Source organism: Shewanella sp. SM95 (genome assembly GCF_025653595.1).
In the GTDB taxonomy this organism is placed as follows: domain Bacteria; phylum Pseudomonadota; class Gammaproteobacteria; order Enterobacterales; family Shewanellaceae; genus Shewanella; species Shewanella oncorhynchi.
The window spans coordinates 22,019-37,459 of record NZ_JAKKSE010000024.1; the positions used below are offsets into that span (position 1 = coordinate 22,019).

The 15,441-nt window shown below is 45.4% G+C and carries 13 protein-coding genes; 8 read left to right on the forward strand and 5 right to left on the reverse strand.

The window, feature by feature from the left end:
• Positions 1-143 precede the first annotated feature (143 nt).
• A complete protein-coding gene (gene prmA / locus L5M29_RS19770) occupies positions 144-1,025 on the reverse strand; it encodes a 50S ribosomal protein L11 methyltransferase (RefSeq protein ID WP_105250427.1) in 882 nt (293 codons plus the stop codon).
• 454 nt (positions 1,026-1,479) lie between these two features.
• Here prmA and L5M29_RS19775 point away from each other — a divergent pair, with 454 nt between their 5' ends.
• The 4 genes from L5M29_RS19775 to L5M29_RS19790 all read left to right on the forward strand — a co-directional run bounded on the left by L5M29_RS19775 (position 1,480) and on the right by L5M29_RS19790 (position 5,876).
• The gene (locus tag L5M29_RS19775; RefSeq protein ID WP_219255448.1) at positions 1,480-2,202 is read left to right on the forward strand and encodes a fumarate reductase cytochrome b subunit; all 723 of its coding nucleotides are present in this window, start codon (positions 1,480-1,482) and stop codon (positions 2,200-2,202) included.
• 171 nt (positions 2,203-2,373) lie between these two features.
• Complete coding sequence (locus L5M29_RS19780) at positions 2,374-3,045, forward strand: fumarate reductase cytochrome b subunit (RefSeq protein WP_263169613.1); 672 nt, start codon at positions 2,374-2,376, stop codon at positions 3,043-3,045.
• 93 nt (positions 3,046-3,138) lie between these two features.
• Positions 3,139-5,145 (forward strand): fumarate reductase flavoprotein subunit, encoded by a 2,007-nt coding sequence (locus L5M29_RS19785; RefSeq protein ID WP_263169615.1) that lies wholly within the window; start codon positions 3,139-3,141, stop codon positions 5,143-5,145.
• Positions 5,145-5,876 (forward strand): fumarate reductase iron-sulfur subunit, encoded by a 732-nt coding sequence (locus L5M29_RS19790; RefSeq protein WP_113940800.1) that lies wholly within the window; start codon positions 5,145-5,147, stop codon positions 5,874-5,876. Before L5M29_RS19785 ends, L5M29_RS19790 begins: the two co-directional genes overlap by 1 nt.
• Before the next feature lie 50 nt (positions 5,877-5,926).
• On the opposite strand, the gene L5M29_RS19795 is transcribed toward L5M29_RS19790, so the two are convergent.
• Together L5M29_RS19795 and L5M29_RS19800 are read right to left on the reverse strand one after the other, a co-directional pair.
• On the reverse strand, positions 5,927-6,211 hold the full coding sequence (locus tag L5M29_RS19795; RefSeq protein ID WP_173496205.1) for a putative quinol monooxygenase: 285 nt from the start codon (positions 6,209-6,211) through the stop codon (positions 5,927-5,929).
• On the reverse strand, positions 6,208-7,230 hold the full coding sequence (locus tag L5M29_RS19800; RefSeq protein WP_263164591.1) for a zinc-binding alcohol dehydrogenase family protein: 1,023 nt from the start codon (positions 7,228-7,230) through the stop codon (positions 6,208-6,210). Before L5M29_RS19800 ends, L5M29_RS19795 begins: the two co-directional genes overlap by 4 nt.
• A 134-nt stretch (positions 7,231-7,364) precedes the next feature.
• Here L5M29_RS19800 and L5M29_RS19805 point away from each other — a divergent pair, with 134 nt between their 5' ends.
• The 4 genes from L5M29_RS19805 to L5M29_RS19820 all read left to right on the forward strand — a co-directional run bounded on the left by L5M29_RS19805 (position 7,365) and on the right by L5M29_RS19820 (position 13,427).
• Entirely contained in the window at positions 7,365-8,294 is a 930-nt protein-coding gene (locus L5M29_RS19805) for a LysR family transcriptional regulator (RefSeq protein ID WP_263169617.1), read from the forward strand.
• A gap of 301 nt (positions 8,295-8,595) precedes the next feature.
• Complete coding sequence (locus tag L5M29_RS19810) at positions 8,596-9,015, forward strand: hypothetical protein (RefSeq protein ID WP_263169619.1); 420 nt, start codon at positions 8,596-8,598, stop codon at positions 9,013-9,015.
• A 64-nt stretch (positions 9,016-9,079) separates the two neighbouring features.
• Entirely contained in the window at positions 9,080-9,949 is an 870-nt protein-coding gene (locus tag L5M29_RS19815) for a hypothetical protein (RefSeq protein WP_263169620.1), read from the forward strand.
• A 22-nt stretch (positions 9,950-9,971) separates the two neighbouring features.
• Positions 9,972-13,427 carry a zinc-dependent metalloprotease gene (locus L5M29_RS19820; protein WP_263169622.1) on the forward strand — a complete coding sequence of 1,152 codons (3,456 nt, stop codon included), beginning with the start codon at positions 9,972-9,974 and terminating at the stop codon, positions 13,425-13,427.
• A gap of 100 nt (positions 13,428-13,527) precedes the next feature.
• On the opposite strand, the gene rho is transcribed toward L5M29_RS19820, so the two are convergent.
• Both rho and trxA read right to left on the reverse strand, forming a co-directional pair.
• Positions 13,528-14,793: a transcription termination factor Rho gene (gene rho / locus L5M29_RS19825; protein ID WP_011787892.1), complete on the reverse strand. Its 1,266-nt coding sequence runs from the start codon at positions 14,791-14,793 to the stop codon at positions 13,528-13,530.
• Positions 14,794-15,002: 209 nt separating this feature from the next.
• A complete protein-coding gene (gene trxA, locus L5M29_RS19830) occupies positions 15,003-15,329 on the reverse strand; it encodes a thioredoxin TrxA (protein ID WP_105250415.1) in 327 nt (108 codons plus the stop codon).
• Positions 15,330-15,441: the final 112 nt, after the last annotated feature.

A 15,441-nucleotide genomic window follows, 5' to 3' on the forward strand; every position in this document is an offset into this window, starting at 1 on the left:
GCTATAGTAGCCCTTTTTGTTGGCCGTGAAAAGGTCAATAAATGACCTAGAGGTAATTTTTTTTCTTGACTTTTAATTGACGAGAAGTCAGAGACTAAATTGTTGGAAGCCAGCGGTGGCGCATGTTGCGCCACCCTTTAGCGCTATTTACGCTTACCTGTCAAGCGGCTCCAATCTTCTTTGTGAGCCGCTGCGTCCATATCGAACCATTGGCTATAAAAGTCAGAGATTTCTTGGGCTTGTTCTTTGAGGAGACCGGAAAGGGCAAGTTTGCCACCGGTTTTTACGCGTTCTGCGATCAAAGGCGCTAATTCTCGCAGAGGGCCTGCAAGAATGTTAGCGACCAGTACGTCGGCTTTGAGATCGGCGGGTTGGTCTTCTGGCAAGTACAAGGCTAGCTTGTCAGCGACATCATTGCGCTCGGCGTTGGCACGCGAGGCGTCGATGGCTTGATAGTCGATATCGATACCTGTGACTTTTTTCGCGCCCAGTTTCAGTGCGGCTACGGCTAAGATACCTGAACCACAGCCAAAATCGATCACTTCTTCATCGCTTAAATCTAAGCTGTCTAGCCACTCTAAACACAGTGCTGTCGTGGGATGAGTGCCAGTACCGAAGGCAAGACCCGGATCTAAGATCACATTGACTGCGGTTGGATCAGGGATTTCGCGCCAGCTTGGGCAGATCCATAAGCGTGTGCCAAATTGGATGGGGTGGAAGTTATCCATCCATTCGCGTACCCAGTCTTTATCTTCAATTTGTTCGACTTTATGGCTGAAGTTCTCACCGAGGAAAGGCAAGGTTTTCAGCATGGCGATGGTCGGTGTCAGATCGGTTTCTGCATCGAATAAGGCCACTACCACGGTATCGCGCCACAGTGGGGTTTCGCCTAATTTAGGTTCAAAAATAGGGGTATCTTTACCGTCTTCGAAGGTGATAGAGACTGAACCTTCTTCCATGAGCAAGTCGCTGATGGTTTCAGCGTCATCGCTATTGGTGTTTATACGGAGTTGGATCCAAGGCATGGGGGCATCCTGTGACTGAGTGTTCATAAACTAAGGGTTCAAAATATCGCGGTATTGTATACCCAAACTATCCCAAAATGCAGGATGTAGCGGGAATTTAAAGCGCTTTAGGTAAGGTCGTTTGGTTATCACTAGGGTTTAGGTTCGACGACTGGCTATTCTGGTATTGCGCTTTTGTCTATACAGACAAGGCGTTAGCTGTCGGGTATGGATTGGTGTTAAAAAACGAATTGTCAGTTTTATTATTTGGTATAACACTATGAAAAGTATTGGTTAACTGGTTTTACCTTTGTTTGGTTTTGATACGTTTTTTGTGATCATCTTCTAAGAGTTGAACTCCGTCAGGTGAGTTGGCTCACGCTTTAAATCTGTGACACTGAAGCCTGATTTGAGTTGCTGCTATGGTGTAGTTTGCCAAGAGGTGCCAACGATAAACGACATAGGTTAATTCAAGATGACAAGCATAACTCGAGTTCACAATAGGGTGAGTACACCGCTAGGTCATCCTTGGTCGGCTAAGGCTGATAGGCTGCAGAGTGCGACAGGGATTATGCTTGGCAGCTTTTTACTATTACACATGCATTTTGAATCGAGTATTTTGCTGGGTAAAGAGGCTTTTTATCGGGTCGTTCAGTTGCTTGAAGGTGGAATGTTTAGCAGCACAGGACATGGTTTTCCTATAGTCACTAAAGTGTTTTCAGTGTTTATGCTATTGGTGGTGATAGTACATGCCGCGGTGGCGCTACGGCGTTTTCCGGCGCAGCTAGGGCAATGGCGAGCCCTGCGTTCGCACATGGGGAATATCAAGCATAAGGATACCCATGCGTGGTTTTGGCAACTGATCACCGGCTTTATCTTATTTTTCCTCGTTCCTGTTCACCTCTTCACTATGATTTTGAATCCCGAAATTGGCCCGCATTTATCGGCTGAGCGGGTTTATCACGATAACGCTTGGTTGCTGTATGCGTTGTTACTTCCCGCTGTAGTGGTACACGCCATGATTGGTCTCTATCGCGTAGCGGTAAAGTGGGGCTTAACCACTCAGCGCTCAGGCCTGCGAAAAATCGCTAAGGTGCTGATTATTTACTTGCTATGCCTTGGTACTGCGAGCCTTGTTTCATATCTATTTATCGGTAGCGAGCTCGGTATTCCTGTGCAGCCCTTCGTACCTGAGTAGGCTTTAAGCCAGCAGCAGGATTTTGTTTCACTGCTATTATTAAGCATTAGGTTAATTATTCAGCACTCAATTGATCTGGCTCACGTTTTCGTGTGGATGTGTGAGCGATATTAGTTTGCGATAAGACTTAATGAGATTGGCTCGATAAGGTCAACGGCGTGAGGCGATAGGATGGCGATCAAATTAAATATTAAAAAATGGAGTGCTTGGCTGGATTTAAGCCAGAGTTTGTCAGGGGTAATACTCGCAGTCTTTTTGTGGACCCACTTAGTGTTAGTGTCATCGATTTTATTGGGTGCGGATGCCATGAGTTGGGTGGCACGCACCATGGAGCTGAGTTTTCTGTCCGCTGATGGACACGGTTATCCTTGGGTAGTGACTTGTATTGCCATTGGTATTGCCATTTTGGCGTTAGTGCACGTGTTAGTGGCATTGCAAAAATTACCCATGAGTCTGCGTCAGCAAAGGGCTCTACGCCAACAAATGCAAGTGATCAACCACAGCGATACTCGCTTGTGGCGTTGGCAAGCCATTACCGGTGTGGTGATTCTACTGCTGTTGCCTGTGCATTTGTGGCTTATTGGCTCGGCTCCCGAAACCATTGGCCCTCAGGGAAGCGCCGATCGTATTTGGAATCAAGGTGTCTGGATGGTGTATCTGCCTTTACTGTTCACTGTGGAGTTACATGCAGCAATTGGCATTTACCGTGTGGCTTTGAAATGGGGCGCGGCGCGGGATCTCAACAACCGCAGTCGATTACGTAAGATCAAGACCATAGTGAGTGTGCTATTTGTCACTGTTGGCGTCGCCTCACTTCTGGCATTTTTACCCTACGCGAGTTAATTCCACTTTTAATCAATGATTAAGTTAATCAGTGAATAGAATGTCGAACATAAAAAAACAGCACAAAACAATAGACCCCATTAAGGAGCAGGCGTGAAACTGATTTATACCGATTCATTGGTGGTAGGAGCTGGGCTCGCGGGCTTAAGGGTCGCTATCGCTTCGAAAGAGCGTGGGCTTGACACTTTAGTTCTGTCACTCATTCCTGCAAAACGTTCCCACTCTGCTGCCGCTCAAGGAGGGATGCAGGCGAGTTTAGGCAATGCAGTTAAGGGAATGGGCGATGATGAGGATGTGCATTTTCAAGATACGGTAAAAGGTTCCGACTGGGGCTGCGATCAAGATGTCGCACGAATGTTTGCCCATTGTGCACCTAAGGCAGTACGTGAGCTGGCCAATTGGGGCGTACCTTGGTCTCGGGTGACTGCTGGCCCGAGAGAAGTGATAGTCAATGCGCAAAAAGTCACGCTACATGAGGCCCAAGAAGCCCATGGTCTTATCAACGCCCGTGATTTTGGCGGGACTAAAAAATGGCGCACTTGTTATACCGCCGACGGTACGGGTCACTCGCTGTTATACGCTATGGATAACAAAGCGATTTCAATGGATATTCCCGTCCATGAACGTATCGAAGCCTTGGCACTTATTCACGATGGTAAGCGTTGCCATGGCGTGATTGCTCGTTGTTTGATTACGGGTGAACTTAGAGCCTATGTGGCTAAGTCCACTACGATAGCTACTGGTGGTTATGGCCGAATTTATGAAGTGTCGACCAATGCGATTATCTGCGAAGGTATTGGCCAAGCGTTGGCATTGGAAACGGGCGTGGCAAGGCTTGGCAATATGGAGGCGGTACAATTCCATCCCACTGCCATTGTTCCCGTGGGCATTTTAACCACAGAAGGGTGCCGTGGTGATGGCGGCTTATTGCGCGATAAAGACGGTTATCGCTTTATGCCTGACTATGAGCCCGATAAAAAGGAGTTGGCATCGCGGGATGTCGTATCGCGTCGCATGACCGAACATATACGTAAAGGTAAGGGCGTCGATAGCCCTTATGGCCCGCATTTGTGGCTAGATATAACCCTTTTAGGTCGCAAGCATATTGAAACGAATCTTAGGGAAGTGCAGGAAATTTGTGAGAATTTCCTTGGCATCGATCCCGCTAAAGATTGGATCCCTGTACGCCCAACTCAACATTATTCTATGGGCGGTATTCGGACTAATGCCACAGGTGAAAGTCCGCAGCTTAAAGGCTTATTTAGCGTAGGTGAGGCGGCTTGTTGGGACATGCACGGCTTTAACCGTTTAGGCGGTAATTCGTTGGCCGAAACCGTGGTTGGCGGCATGATTATTGGTAAATATGTCGCCGATTTTTGTGAGAAAAATAGCCTTGAGATCGACACTCAGCTTGCTGAACGGTTTATGCAGCAGGTGCAGAGTGAAATCGATGTGCTGGTCGAGGGTGATGGTCACGAGAGCGCCTTTGAACTCAAGCGCGAAATGCAGCGCATCATGATGGATTATGTGGGGATTTTCCGTAATGGCCCCGAGCTTGAAAAAGCGGTTGCCGAGCTAAAAGTGTTGCTCGAGCGTTCGCGTAAACTCGGGCTTAAGTGTAAAAAGCGTCACGCCAATCCTGAGTTAGTTGAAGCCCTGCGGGTCAAGCGTATGCTAAAAGTGGCGCTAACCGTAGCCTGCGGCGCCGCAGCGCGAACAGAGAGTCGTGGTGCCCATGCTCGCGAGGATTATCCGCAGCGAAATGATCGAGACTGGCTGAATCGCACCTTGGCCAGCTGGCCGGATCCCGATGCACTCGAACCTGTGCTTAACTACGAAGCACTCGATGTGATGAAGATGGAACTCCCGCCGGGTTATCGTGGTTATGGCATCAACAACGCCATAGTGCATCCCGATACCGAAAAGCGTGAACAGCAAATCTCCGAGATTTTAGCTGAGCTAGGTGATGATGCTGACCGCTATCAAAGGCAGCGGGCTCTTATGCCCTTTGAATTACCCGAGAGCTTGCAACCTAATAACGAACGTTTAAGTGATACTTTAAAAAGCCCATCTGCCAATGCGTTAGGAGAAAAATCATAATGAGCCAAGGTCGCCAGTTAACCTTTAATATCTTTCGTTATGATCCGCAGGAGCCAAACGATAAGCCGAAAATGGTGCGTTATCAGCTTACCGAAACGCCGGGGATGACGGTATTTATCGCCCTTAATAAACTCAGGGAAGAACAAGACACTTCATTGCAGTTCGACTTTGTTTGTCGTGCTGGTATCTGTGGTAGCTGCGCTATGGTGATCAACGGTTTCCCGACGCTAGCTTGCCGCACCTTAACGGCCAAATATCCTAAGGGCGAAATCACCTTAATGCCGCTGCCAGGTTTTGAGTTGATTGGTGATCTCTCGGTTAATACTGGTAAGTTTATGCGGGAACTGGCCGAACGCTTAAAGCTGTGGTTACACCCTAAGGCCAATGATATAAGCGTGCATCGGCTTGAAGATCCTATGGACCCAGATGAAGCTGCGCGTTTATATGAGCTAGAGCGCTGCGTTGAATGTGGCGTGTGTGTTTCTGCCTGTGCGACTAAACAAATGCGTGAAACTTTTGTCGGCGCTGTGGGCATGATGAAAATAGCTCGTTTTGAGATGGACAGCCGTGACGCTCGTACTGCCGAGGATTTTTACCATGTGATTGGCAATCAGGATGGCGTGTTTGGCTGCATGACTTTACTCGGCTGCCAAGATAACTGCCCTAAGGATTTGCCACACATGCAGCAAATCGCGTATTTACGCCGCAAGATGGCCATGACTTTGATTTGATAAATGATAAATGATGAAAAGCGCCAATGTGTTTGGCGCTTTTGTGTTGATTAGCAGGCGTAGCTTTTGTGAATGTCAGCTCGACTGATTAAGTCTGCGGTTTGAGCGACGAATGCTTGAAAGTGCGTACTCGCCATATGTTCATCCAGTGCGGCTTGGGATTGCCAAATTTCGTACATCCAGAAGATATTTTCATCATCTAATGAGTGATGCAGTTTATATTCGATGCAGCCAGCCTCAGTATGAGTGTCTGTCACGAGTTGCTTGAGTATCTTAAATAGCGTATCGCTTTGGCCTTGATTCGCTATGATTTGGGCAAATACTGTTATTTTCATTGGTTAAAACCTTCTAAAACAATTTTACCGATCGCTTTGCCAGATTCTATCTGAGCGTGAGCTTTGATTAAGTTTTGGGCATTAATGGTGCCGTAGTGCTCACCGAACGTACTCTGTAACTCGCCTGTATCGATAAGGGCGCTTAAGCGGTTGAGTAAGTGGTGTTGCGCAATCATATCCTCGGTCTGATAAAGGCTGCGGGTAAACATCAGTTCCCAGTGTAAGGATAAGCTTTTACGCTTAAGTTTCATCACATCTAATGGCCCCTTAGGATCATCGATTAATGCTAGTTTTCCTTGTGGCTTAAGCACTTGTACTATTTCATCAAAATGTTGATCGGTTTGGGTTAAGCTAATCACATGGGTCACATCAGTAATGCCAATATTCGCAAGTTCCTGCGAAAGTGGCTTGGTGTGGTCGATGACAGCATCGGCACCAAGTTTGTGCACCCAAGCGGCGGATTCAGGACGAGATGCAGTGCCTATGACTTCTGCACCAGTGAGTTTTACTGCAAGCTGAGTGATGATTGAACCCACTCCGCCGGCCGCACCGATAATTAAAATACGGGCGTCAGTTGCCGAACCATCTTGGGGTAAAGCTAAACGGTCGAATAAAATCTCCCATGCCGTAATCCCCGTTAAAGGTAATGCCGCGGCTTGGGTATAGGTTAAAATTTTAGGTTTATGGCCGACAATTCGCTCATCAACCAATTGATATTCTGCATAACTTCCACTGCGACTGATATCGCCCGCATACCACACTTCATCGCCAATGTTGAAAAGACTGGCTTTCTCACCAACTGCTTTGACGACACCGACCGCATCCCAGCCGATAATTTTGTATTCGCCTGCAGGTGCAGAGCTAGATGCACGGATTTTTGTATCAACCGGATTGACAGAAATGGCTTTGATTTCCACTAAAAGGTCAAAACCTGTCGCAGTTGGCTCGGCTAGCGTGATGTTTTCTAATGCATTGGGCGCTGTGATTGCACCTGCTGTCTGGTAACCAATGGCTTTCATGTTTATTCCTCTGTGTGTACTTGCTGGAGTCTACTTGTTTGAGTGTACTTGTATCGTGTAGCCATTATGTGGAATATTAGCCAAGAGATAAACAGGATAAAGTTTGTAATTTTTTCAAAGGATTTTTGATAATCATGCTAATTAATGATTTAGCTTTGTTCGTGCGAGTCGCTGATTGCGGCAATATATCTGCCGCAGCAGCCGAGATGGATATCTCGGCTGCTTCTGCCAGTGCAGCAATAAAACGGCTTGAGAAACAGCTCGATACTAGTTTATTTATCCGCACGACACGCAGCTTACGTTTGACTGTGCAAGGTGAACGTTATCTTATTCATTGCCGACGAGCGCTAAGCGATTTAGCGCTTGGCGAACAGGCTATCGCCAGTGATAAAGGTAAAATATCTGGCACTTTAAGCCTGTCGGTTTCTTCAGACTTTGGCCGTAATTTGTTTGTGCCTTGGCTCGACGAGTTTTTGCTCGATTTTCCTCAACTGCAAGTGCGCTTGCACCTTGGCGACAATATCAGCAGTTTTTACCACGATAAAATTGATGTCGCCGTGCGCTATGGAAAACCGCAGGATTCTAACCAAGTGGCTTTCCCTATCTGTAGTGTTGATCGTGTCTTGTGCGCCTCACCTGAATATCTCGCCACGTTTGGTGTGCTTAATTCATTAGAACAATTAGTTGAGCATAATTGCTTGTTTTATAAGTTGGATGATCGCACCCACGATCAATGGCTATTTAGGCGTGATGGTCAAGAATTCAAAGTGCGTGTCACGGGCAATCGTAGTGCTAATGATGCCGAGATTGCCCGCCGTTGGGCTGTGGCTGGCAAAGGGTTGGTATTTAAGTCGAGTCTAGATCTGGCCGATGACTTAATCTCAGGGCGATTAGTACGTTTATTGCCTGAGTATAAGGGGGAACCCGTCGATTTATACTTAGTGTGCCCAGGGCGCGAACATGTCACTCCCGTGGTGTTACTGCTTCGCGAAATGTTACGTCAACGTTGTAAAGAGTTGCAAATGCAGTTGGCGGCTCGTCATATTCTCCCAAAACACCCTTAAGCAATTGCATTATGGTGGTACATGTAAATAAGCGCACTGCATGTTGTTATTTATTTATAAATAAAGTTTTCTAAATTGTTTTGTTGGATGGGCTTAGTTGTTTCTCATTGTGTTTTTTATGTTTAATTTTGCTGGGTTTTTCTGATCTAACTCATATTTATTTTAATTTAATATGAGTTAGCTCTTGTGTGAGTTGTAAATATTTTTTGTTCGTGCGTATGATGCAACAGATGTATCTTTTTGTATCTTTGGCTGTGATGTCGCAGTGGAGATTATTTATAGCATGACGTATTGACGAGCAATGTTAACTAAATTAGCCATAAAAAAATATCTAAAAATACCAAAGCGTTTTCTTTTCGCTGTGGGTGAGTGGCTGATATTTGGAATATTATGGGTGAGATTACCTGTGAATATTGTCGCGTTGTCTGATTCTTGTGTTATTGAAAATAATTATTTATCAATGGCTTCAGTTGGGGTGTTTTACTGTGAACCTGTTAGCCATCAGTCAATAGTAATAGTTGGTGAATATAGCGCTCCCCTTTGGACTGGGTTTGCCCAAACGGATTTTGAAAGCATATTTTGGGGAGCGTCTTTTTTCGTTTTTTTGGGTTTTATTTATTTCGTCTTAACCATATTTATACGTAGTTATATTATTAATATAGAAAACTATTATTCAGTTTTACTTAATTGGATGAAATCAATTCAAGCAAGTACATCCTAGCGTTAAATAGAGCGCATGCTCACTATCAAGATTTTTCATTAAAAATATAAATCAAGGTTTTATTATGCAACCAACGAATAATCAATATTATTCGTCGATTTCTCGTCGACGAAATAAATGGTCTGTGTTTTTCTGCGTGCAGGTGATGCTGGCCAGTATCTCCTTTGTCGGTCAAGCATTGGCCGTCAATGAATTTGAGCTAGCAACGGATGCACAAGCAGCAAAATGGTCTGGCTACGTTAATGTGGGTTTTACGCGAAACATTTATGACTCGGAAAGTTATTACGCCTATCAAGCCTACAACATCGATAGCCGTATCGATTACAAGGCAAATTGGGGCAATGTGCTGTTTACCCTTGGGGGTGAAAAGCAAACACTACATGGCAAAGAGTCCAGTTTTTATGATCCTTTGCTGGAGTACCGCACGCCACTGTATGCCTTAACCGATACCGTCTCATTGAAAGGCAGTTTAGGTGTGTATTTACCCGCAGAACGTGAATCAAAACTAGATAGGTTGCAATATGCGCCGCGCATTGCCGCGTACTTATTTTGGAGCCCGCTAGATAACCTAAGTTTTTATTTTTCACCGCGCTATCGCTACAACGCTTACCAATACAAAACCGCTGGTGAGCGCGTGTTAGTTGAACAGCAACTCGATGGATTACTCGATGCTTATTGGCAAATAACGGCCAATTGGTATTTGGATATGAGTGGTCGTTATCGGATTTCCAAAAACTATTACGGTCGTCGACTCGATGATCAATTTACCTTTGCCCAAGAACTCGGTTGGTCGTTTAAGCCTGATTGGGTGTTGGCTGTAGGTCACAACAATAGTGGTCGTTTCTATAACCCAGAAGTGGGGACATCTCAGGGATTTGAGATTTATGACAAAAAGAGTTCAACCTTTTATTTGTCAATTACTAAATATCTATAAAAACAGTAGTTAAGAGGAATCTATGAAGAAGTCCATGCTATGTCTGGCGATCACCAGCGCACTGACCCTTGTGGGGTGTGGTGCCGGCGATGAGCCTTATAAAGAACTCCCGAAAGATGAAAAGCAAGTCACCACTGCCGACATCGATAAAGCAACTGAGCGGCAATATCTCTACATTCGCAGCGTGGGTAAGGCTCCGCGTTATGCTGCCGAGGTGCGAGGTTTTACCCAAGGTGATCCTAAGTTGGTGACCTTGCATAAAACTGAGAATGGTATCCAAGTACGTCAAATTGACCGAGATAATATCGGACTAGGCCATGACAGTCGTTATCCTAATGAGTATAACCAAGCGCCAGTGTTAACCATTCCTGGCGAATATATCGACTTTAAATGTACCGAAGATAAATGGCGTGAGTGCGTTAACGTTGAGCAAGTGAATACAGATGCTAATTTAACATGGCAGGATAAGCGCTACTTTGTCCCCGATTTTGCCAAAGCCAAAATTGCCGAGTTGAGCATTAATGACATTTTCACCTTTGGTGAATGTGTTACTGAAACAGAAGCCCCACGACTAGTAAATACTCAAGGCCAAAAAGGCTATGAGATGGATTTAGCTAAGGGCGTGGTTAACTTTGAAATTGAGCATACCTATCAAGCTTCACCAAGTTGCTTTAACCAATTTTACGGTGGCAACCTCGACAACCTATCCTTTACGACCACTGAGTTTATTTCTATTGTGGCGGTGGATCAGTTAGCCAGTAAAGACTATCAAGCGATTCCCTATGCCGAAAATGAAAAGGGTGCATTTGGCTTCTTTACCTCCTCCCATACCTATCGTGATGCGACTGACTCAGAGGGCGTTGACGGGTATGTGCGTACCTACTTGAATCGCTTTAATCCGGCCAAATCAGAACTTACTTATTACCTGAGTAATAATTTCTACGATGCGAAAAATAAACCCTTTTTGGATGCTGCCATTGAGTCTGTTACGGCAATTAACATTCAAAACAAGTTGTATAAAACGGGTTTTCCACAGATAAAACTTGAGCAAGCCCACGATAAACGCCATGGCGACCTGCGCTATAGCAACATCACTTTATTTGATGAACCGCTGGATAATGGTTTGGCGGGTTATGGCCCATCCGCGGCAAACCCGCTTACAGGCGAAATTGTGAGTGCGCGAGTCAATCAATACAGCTCGAATCTAAAACAAGGCGCAGTACGTTACTATCGCCAAGTGCGTTTAGATTATAACAGAGGCAAATTGGACGCGAATTCAGTGACGTCGTTAACGGGCGAGCCATATGTTGCTCGTTTGGACAAGCCTGATGTCAGCCTAGACACCGCGCCAGTTGAGGCGGCTGCATTTGAGCAACCCACTCAGCAACTTATCGCTGCACCCAAATCGATATTAACGCCCAAGGATAATAGTTTCGATGCTTTAGCGGATTTTGATGAAAAAACACAAGCGTTTTGGTCTGAAAACTCAATGATGCATGTGGATACCGTGTTTGCTACGGGTGGTAGTGATCGTGAATTACCTCGCGGCATCAAAGGTCATGAAATTGACTGGAAAAAAGCTGAAATGTGGGTTGATGGCAAAGTGGGCGGTAAGTTAGCGGCATTTGAAGATCTGCCCATAAGTTTACAAGACTCCTTAACGACAGCCCTAGCCGCGCAAGCATTTGCTGGCACCTTAACCCATGAGTTAGGACATACCTTTGGCTTAAGGCATAACTTTGCTGGGAGTCGCGACCACGACAATACCTTTAACCAAGCGCAACTGACGGAGTTAAAAGTCGCCTTTAGCGATGCGGGTTACCCAGAAATTACCGTTAATGCCGAGTTTTCCAGCCAAATGGATTACAACGTGAATCGGTTTGCGACCACGTTTGAACCCTATGACTTAGCCGCGTTACGTTTTGGTTATGCCCGTGAAGTAGAAACGAAGGCCAACGAATTTGTGTCGCTCAAAGCGGAAGATGTCAAACGCCGTGACGAACTCGCCAAAGGGGTTGTTAATGGAGATACTCGATTTGGTGTGCTCTATAACATTGAGCAAAACAATAGCCTACGTCAGTATTCTTACTGCACTGATGAACATGTGTCCCTTAACAGCAACTGTAATCGTGGTGATGCAGGTAAAAACTTAGATGATATTAATCAGTTCTATATCGAGAAGTATTTTGATAGCTACGAGACCATGAACTTACGCCATAATCGTCAATCTTTATTTGAAGATCATAGCCTAAGTTACGCCATTAATCGTAAAGCTCAGTTTGATGAAATACGTCAATTCATTGAAGATGTGAGCTTTTTAGAGCAATTATTTGGTCTATCTGAAAACTTTTTCGCTGGTGAATGCGAACGATTGGCGGCGGCAGGTAGCGAGGCTTGGTATTGCGCGAATCAGCGAGCGATGAATCAGTCGGCAGATTTCTTCCTTAAGCTGGTGGGAGAAAATGATGCGACCCTCGATGTGACATACAAGCAAGCCGATGGCAGCGTGGCCTTAAGACAGCAGTACAATTTTGGCAAAGTGCTTGAACAATATCGTTTTAAAAGCGGCGATATGAAGGCGAAGTTTGAGCCAGGTGAGGTGATAAGTCAGTTCTCTGATTCTCCTGAAGCCTTGAAAGAGCTGATCATTAAATCGCAAATTAATCCTAAATTTCAGGATTTATTAACGGCGGATGTCAGCTTTTCGGGTCGCTTACTTAACGGTATTAAAACGCCTGCGTCCTCACCTAACCATCCCTATGTGAATGAGCGCGACGTGTTGGGGGTGTGGCCAGATAAATTGTTAGCCGTGAGAGCCTTAGTATCACGTACCACCCCACGTAGTACATCGAGTCTTGGTTATAAAGCATTGGTTGATTTACCTAATGTGGGTCCAGTGTTCCAAGATATGCTGTGTAAGATGACCATGGGTGAAGGTTCTGGGCTGACTCGTGGTAATGCACCCCTCTTTACCGAAAGCTGTGGCGTGAGTGGTAAGCTCGATAGCTATTTGCCTTATTACACTGATTTTGCGCAACAAAGTATTGAGCCATTACCTAATTACGACCGTTCAGTATCGCGTTACTTCCAATTTGATACTGTTAACGGCCAGCCAAAAGGTAAGAGTAATTTACTGCAGATGATATTACGCCAAGTGGTGCTTGCATCCGTTGACAGTGATTATCAAGGCGAGCAAAAAGCTAGGGTATGGCGTGAATATGTTGGTATTCGTTTAGCTGGCCCGGCATTGGCTACTCAAGCGGAAGTGACGTTAAATGGCCGAGTGTACGCGGCAACCGCAGAAAACACCTTAGCACTCGCGCTGATTAACCGAATTAAAGAGATGGAAACCTTTAAGGCGCAAGCCGGGGAGGCCACGCTTGCCATCAAGTTAAACAATGGCACAGTAGGGGAGAACATTGATAGCCAGCTAAGTCGAGATCAGTTAGTGCTCAGTTACTTACCTGTGCTTGATTAAGTCACTTGAATCAAGATTAGCCGCACTCGCGGCTTTTTTTTATACATAAACAAAAGGCCGCTCAGTGAGCGGCCTTATTATTCATGCAATCTTGTATGGCTTAAGACTTAGTGCGTTTCATAGCGGTAAAGAACTCTTCGTTAGTCTTGGTCATCGCCAATTTATCGATTAAGAATTCCATTGCGCTGACTTCATCCATAGGATTTAAGATCTTACGTAGGATCCACATTTTTTGCAGTTCTTCTTGGGTCGTGAGTTTTTCTTCACGACGCGTACCGCTGCGGTTGAAGTCAATGGCTGGGAACACACGCTTTTCTGCCGCTTTACGTGACAGATGCAGCTCTTGGTTACCTGTACCTTTAAATTCTTCGTAGATCACTTCGTCCATCTTAGAACCGGTATCAACCAAAGCAGTGGCGATAATGGTCAAGCTGCCGCCGTGTTCGATGTTACGTGCTGCACCGAAGAAGCGTTTTGGACGGTGCAGGGCGTTCGCATCCACACCACCAGTTAATACTTTGCCCGATGACGGGATAACAGTGTTATAGGCACGGGCTAAACGGGTAATCGAATCGAGTAAGATAACGACGTCTTTCTTGTGCTCAACCAAACGTTTTGCTTTTTCAATCACCATTTCGGCAACTTGAACGTGGCGGCTGGCTGGCTCATCGAAGGTTGATGCGATAACTTCGCCTTTAACGAGGCGCTGCATCTCAGTTACTTCTTCTGGGCGTTCGTCGATCAGTAATACCATCAACACCACTTCTGGGTTGTTGTAGCTGATGCTTTGAGCAATGCCTTGAAGTAATAGCGTTTTACCGGCTTTTGGTGGTGCAACGATCAAACCACGTTGACCTTTACCAATCGGTGAGCATAAATCCAGAATACGTGCGGTAATATCTTCAGTTGAACCGTTGCCGCGCTCCATACGCATACGTTCTTCTGCGTGGAGTGGGGTTAAGTTTTCAAAGAGGATTTTATTACGGGAGTTTTCAGGTTTATCGAAGTTAACTTCGTTGACTTTCAATAGGGCAAAATAACGCTCGCCTTCTTTCGGTGGGCGAATTTTACCAAAAATGGTATCACCCGTTCGCATGTTGAAGCGGCGAATTTGGCTTGGTGAGACATAGATGTCATCTGGACCAGCTAAATAAGAACCGTCTGAGCTGCGTAAGAAGCCGAAACCGTCTTGGAGTATTTCTAATACCCCACCACCGAAAATGTCTTCTCCACTTTTTGCGTGGGCTTTAAGGATTGAGAAAATAATGTCCTGCTTGCGAGCGCGGGCCATATTTTCGAGCTTCATATTTTCAGCTAGCGAGACTAGGTCAGAAATCGGCGTGTCTTTTAATTCAGTTAAGTTCATTTTGGGGGTCTTGTGTTACGCGACAAAGCTTACCGCGATCAATCAGTAAGGATGTAATTCAGGATAGTGATTGACGAGCGAGAAGAGGTTATTAGAAAGAATCTGATTATTAAAGTAGCACTAACAAAGCGGGGCGTCCAGAAATTTAGGGAAATTCCGGCACAATTAATTTATAGCTTGTGCCGGAGGTCACTCATTACGACGTCAAATTAGATTTGAGCGTCGATAAACTCTTTCAATTGCGTTTTTGAGAGTGCGCCAACTTTAGTCGCGGCTAATTCGCCGTTCTTGAATAGCAGTAAAGTTGGGATGCCACGAACGCCATATTTCGCTGGAGAAACATTGTTTTGGTCAACGTTTAATTTAGCGATAGTCAAGCGACCTGCATATTCTTCAGACACATCGTCTAAAATTGGAGCGATCATTTTACAAGGACCACACCACTCGGCCCAGAAGTCTACCAATACTGGCAAATCAGACTTTAATACGTCGTTTTCGAAGCTGTCGTCACTCAGGTATATAATTTTATCGCTCATGATGTTCTCCAGTTTGGGTGCCATTGCTGGTTTGTTAATGGCTTACCATGTATATTGGGGCTGAAAAATAGCTTTTCAAGTTACCTTTTTACAATGTGGCTATTTCAAACGA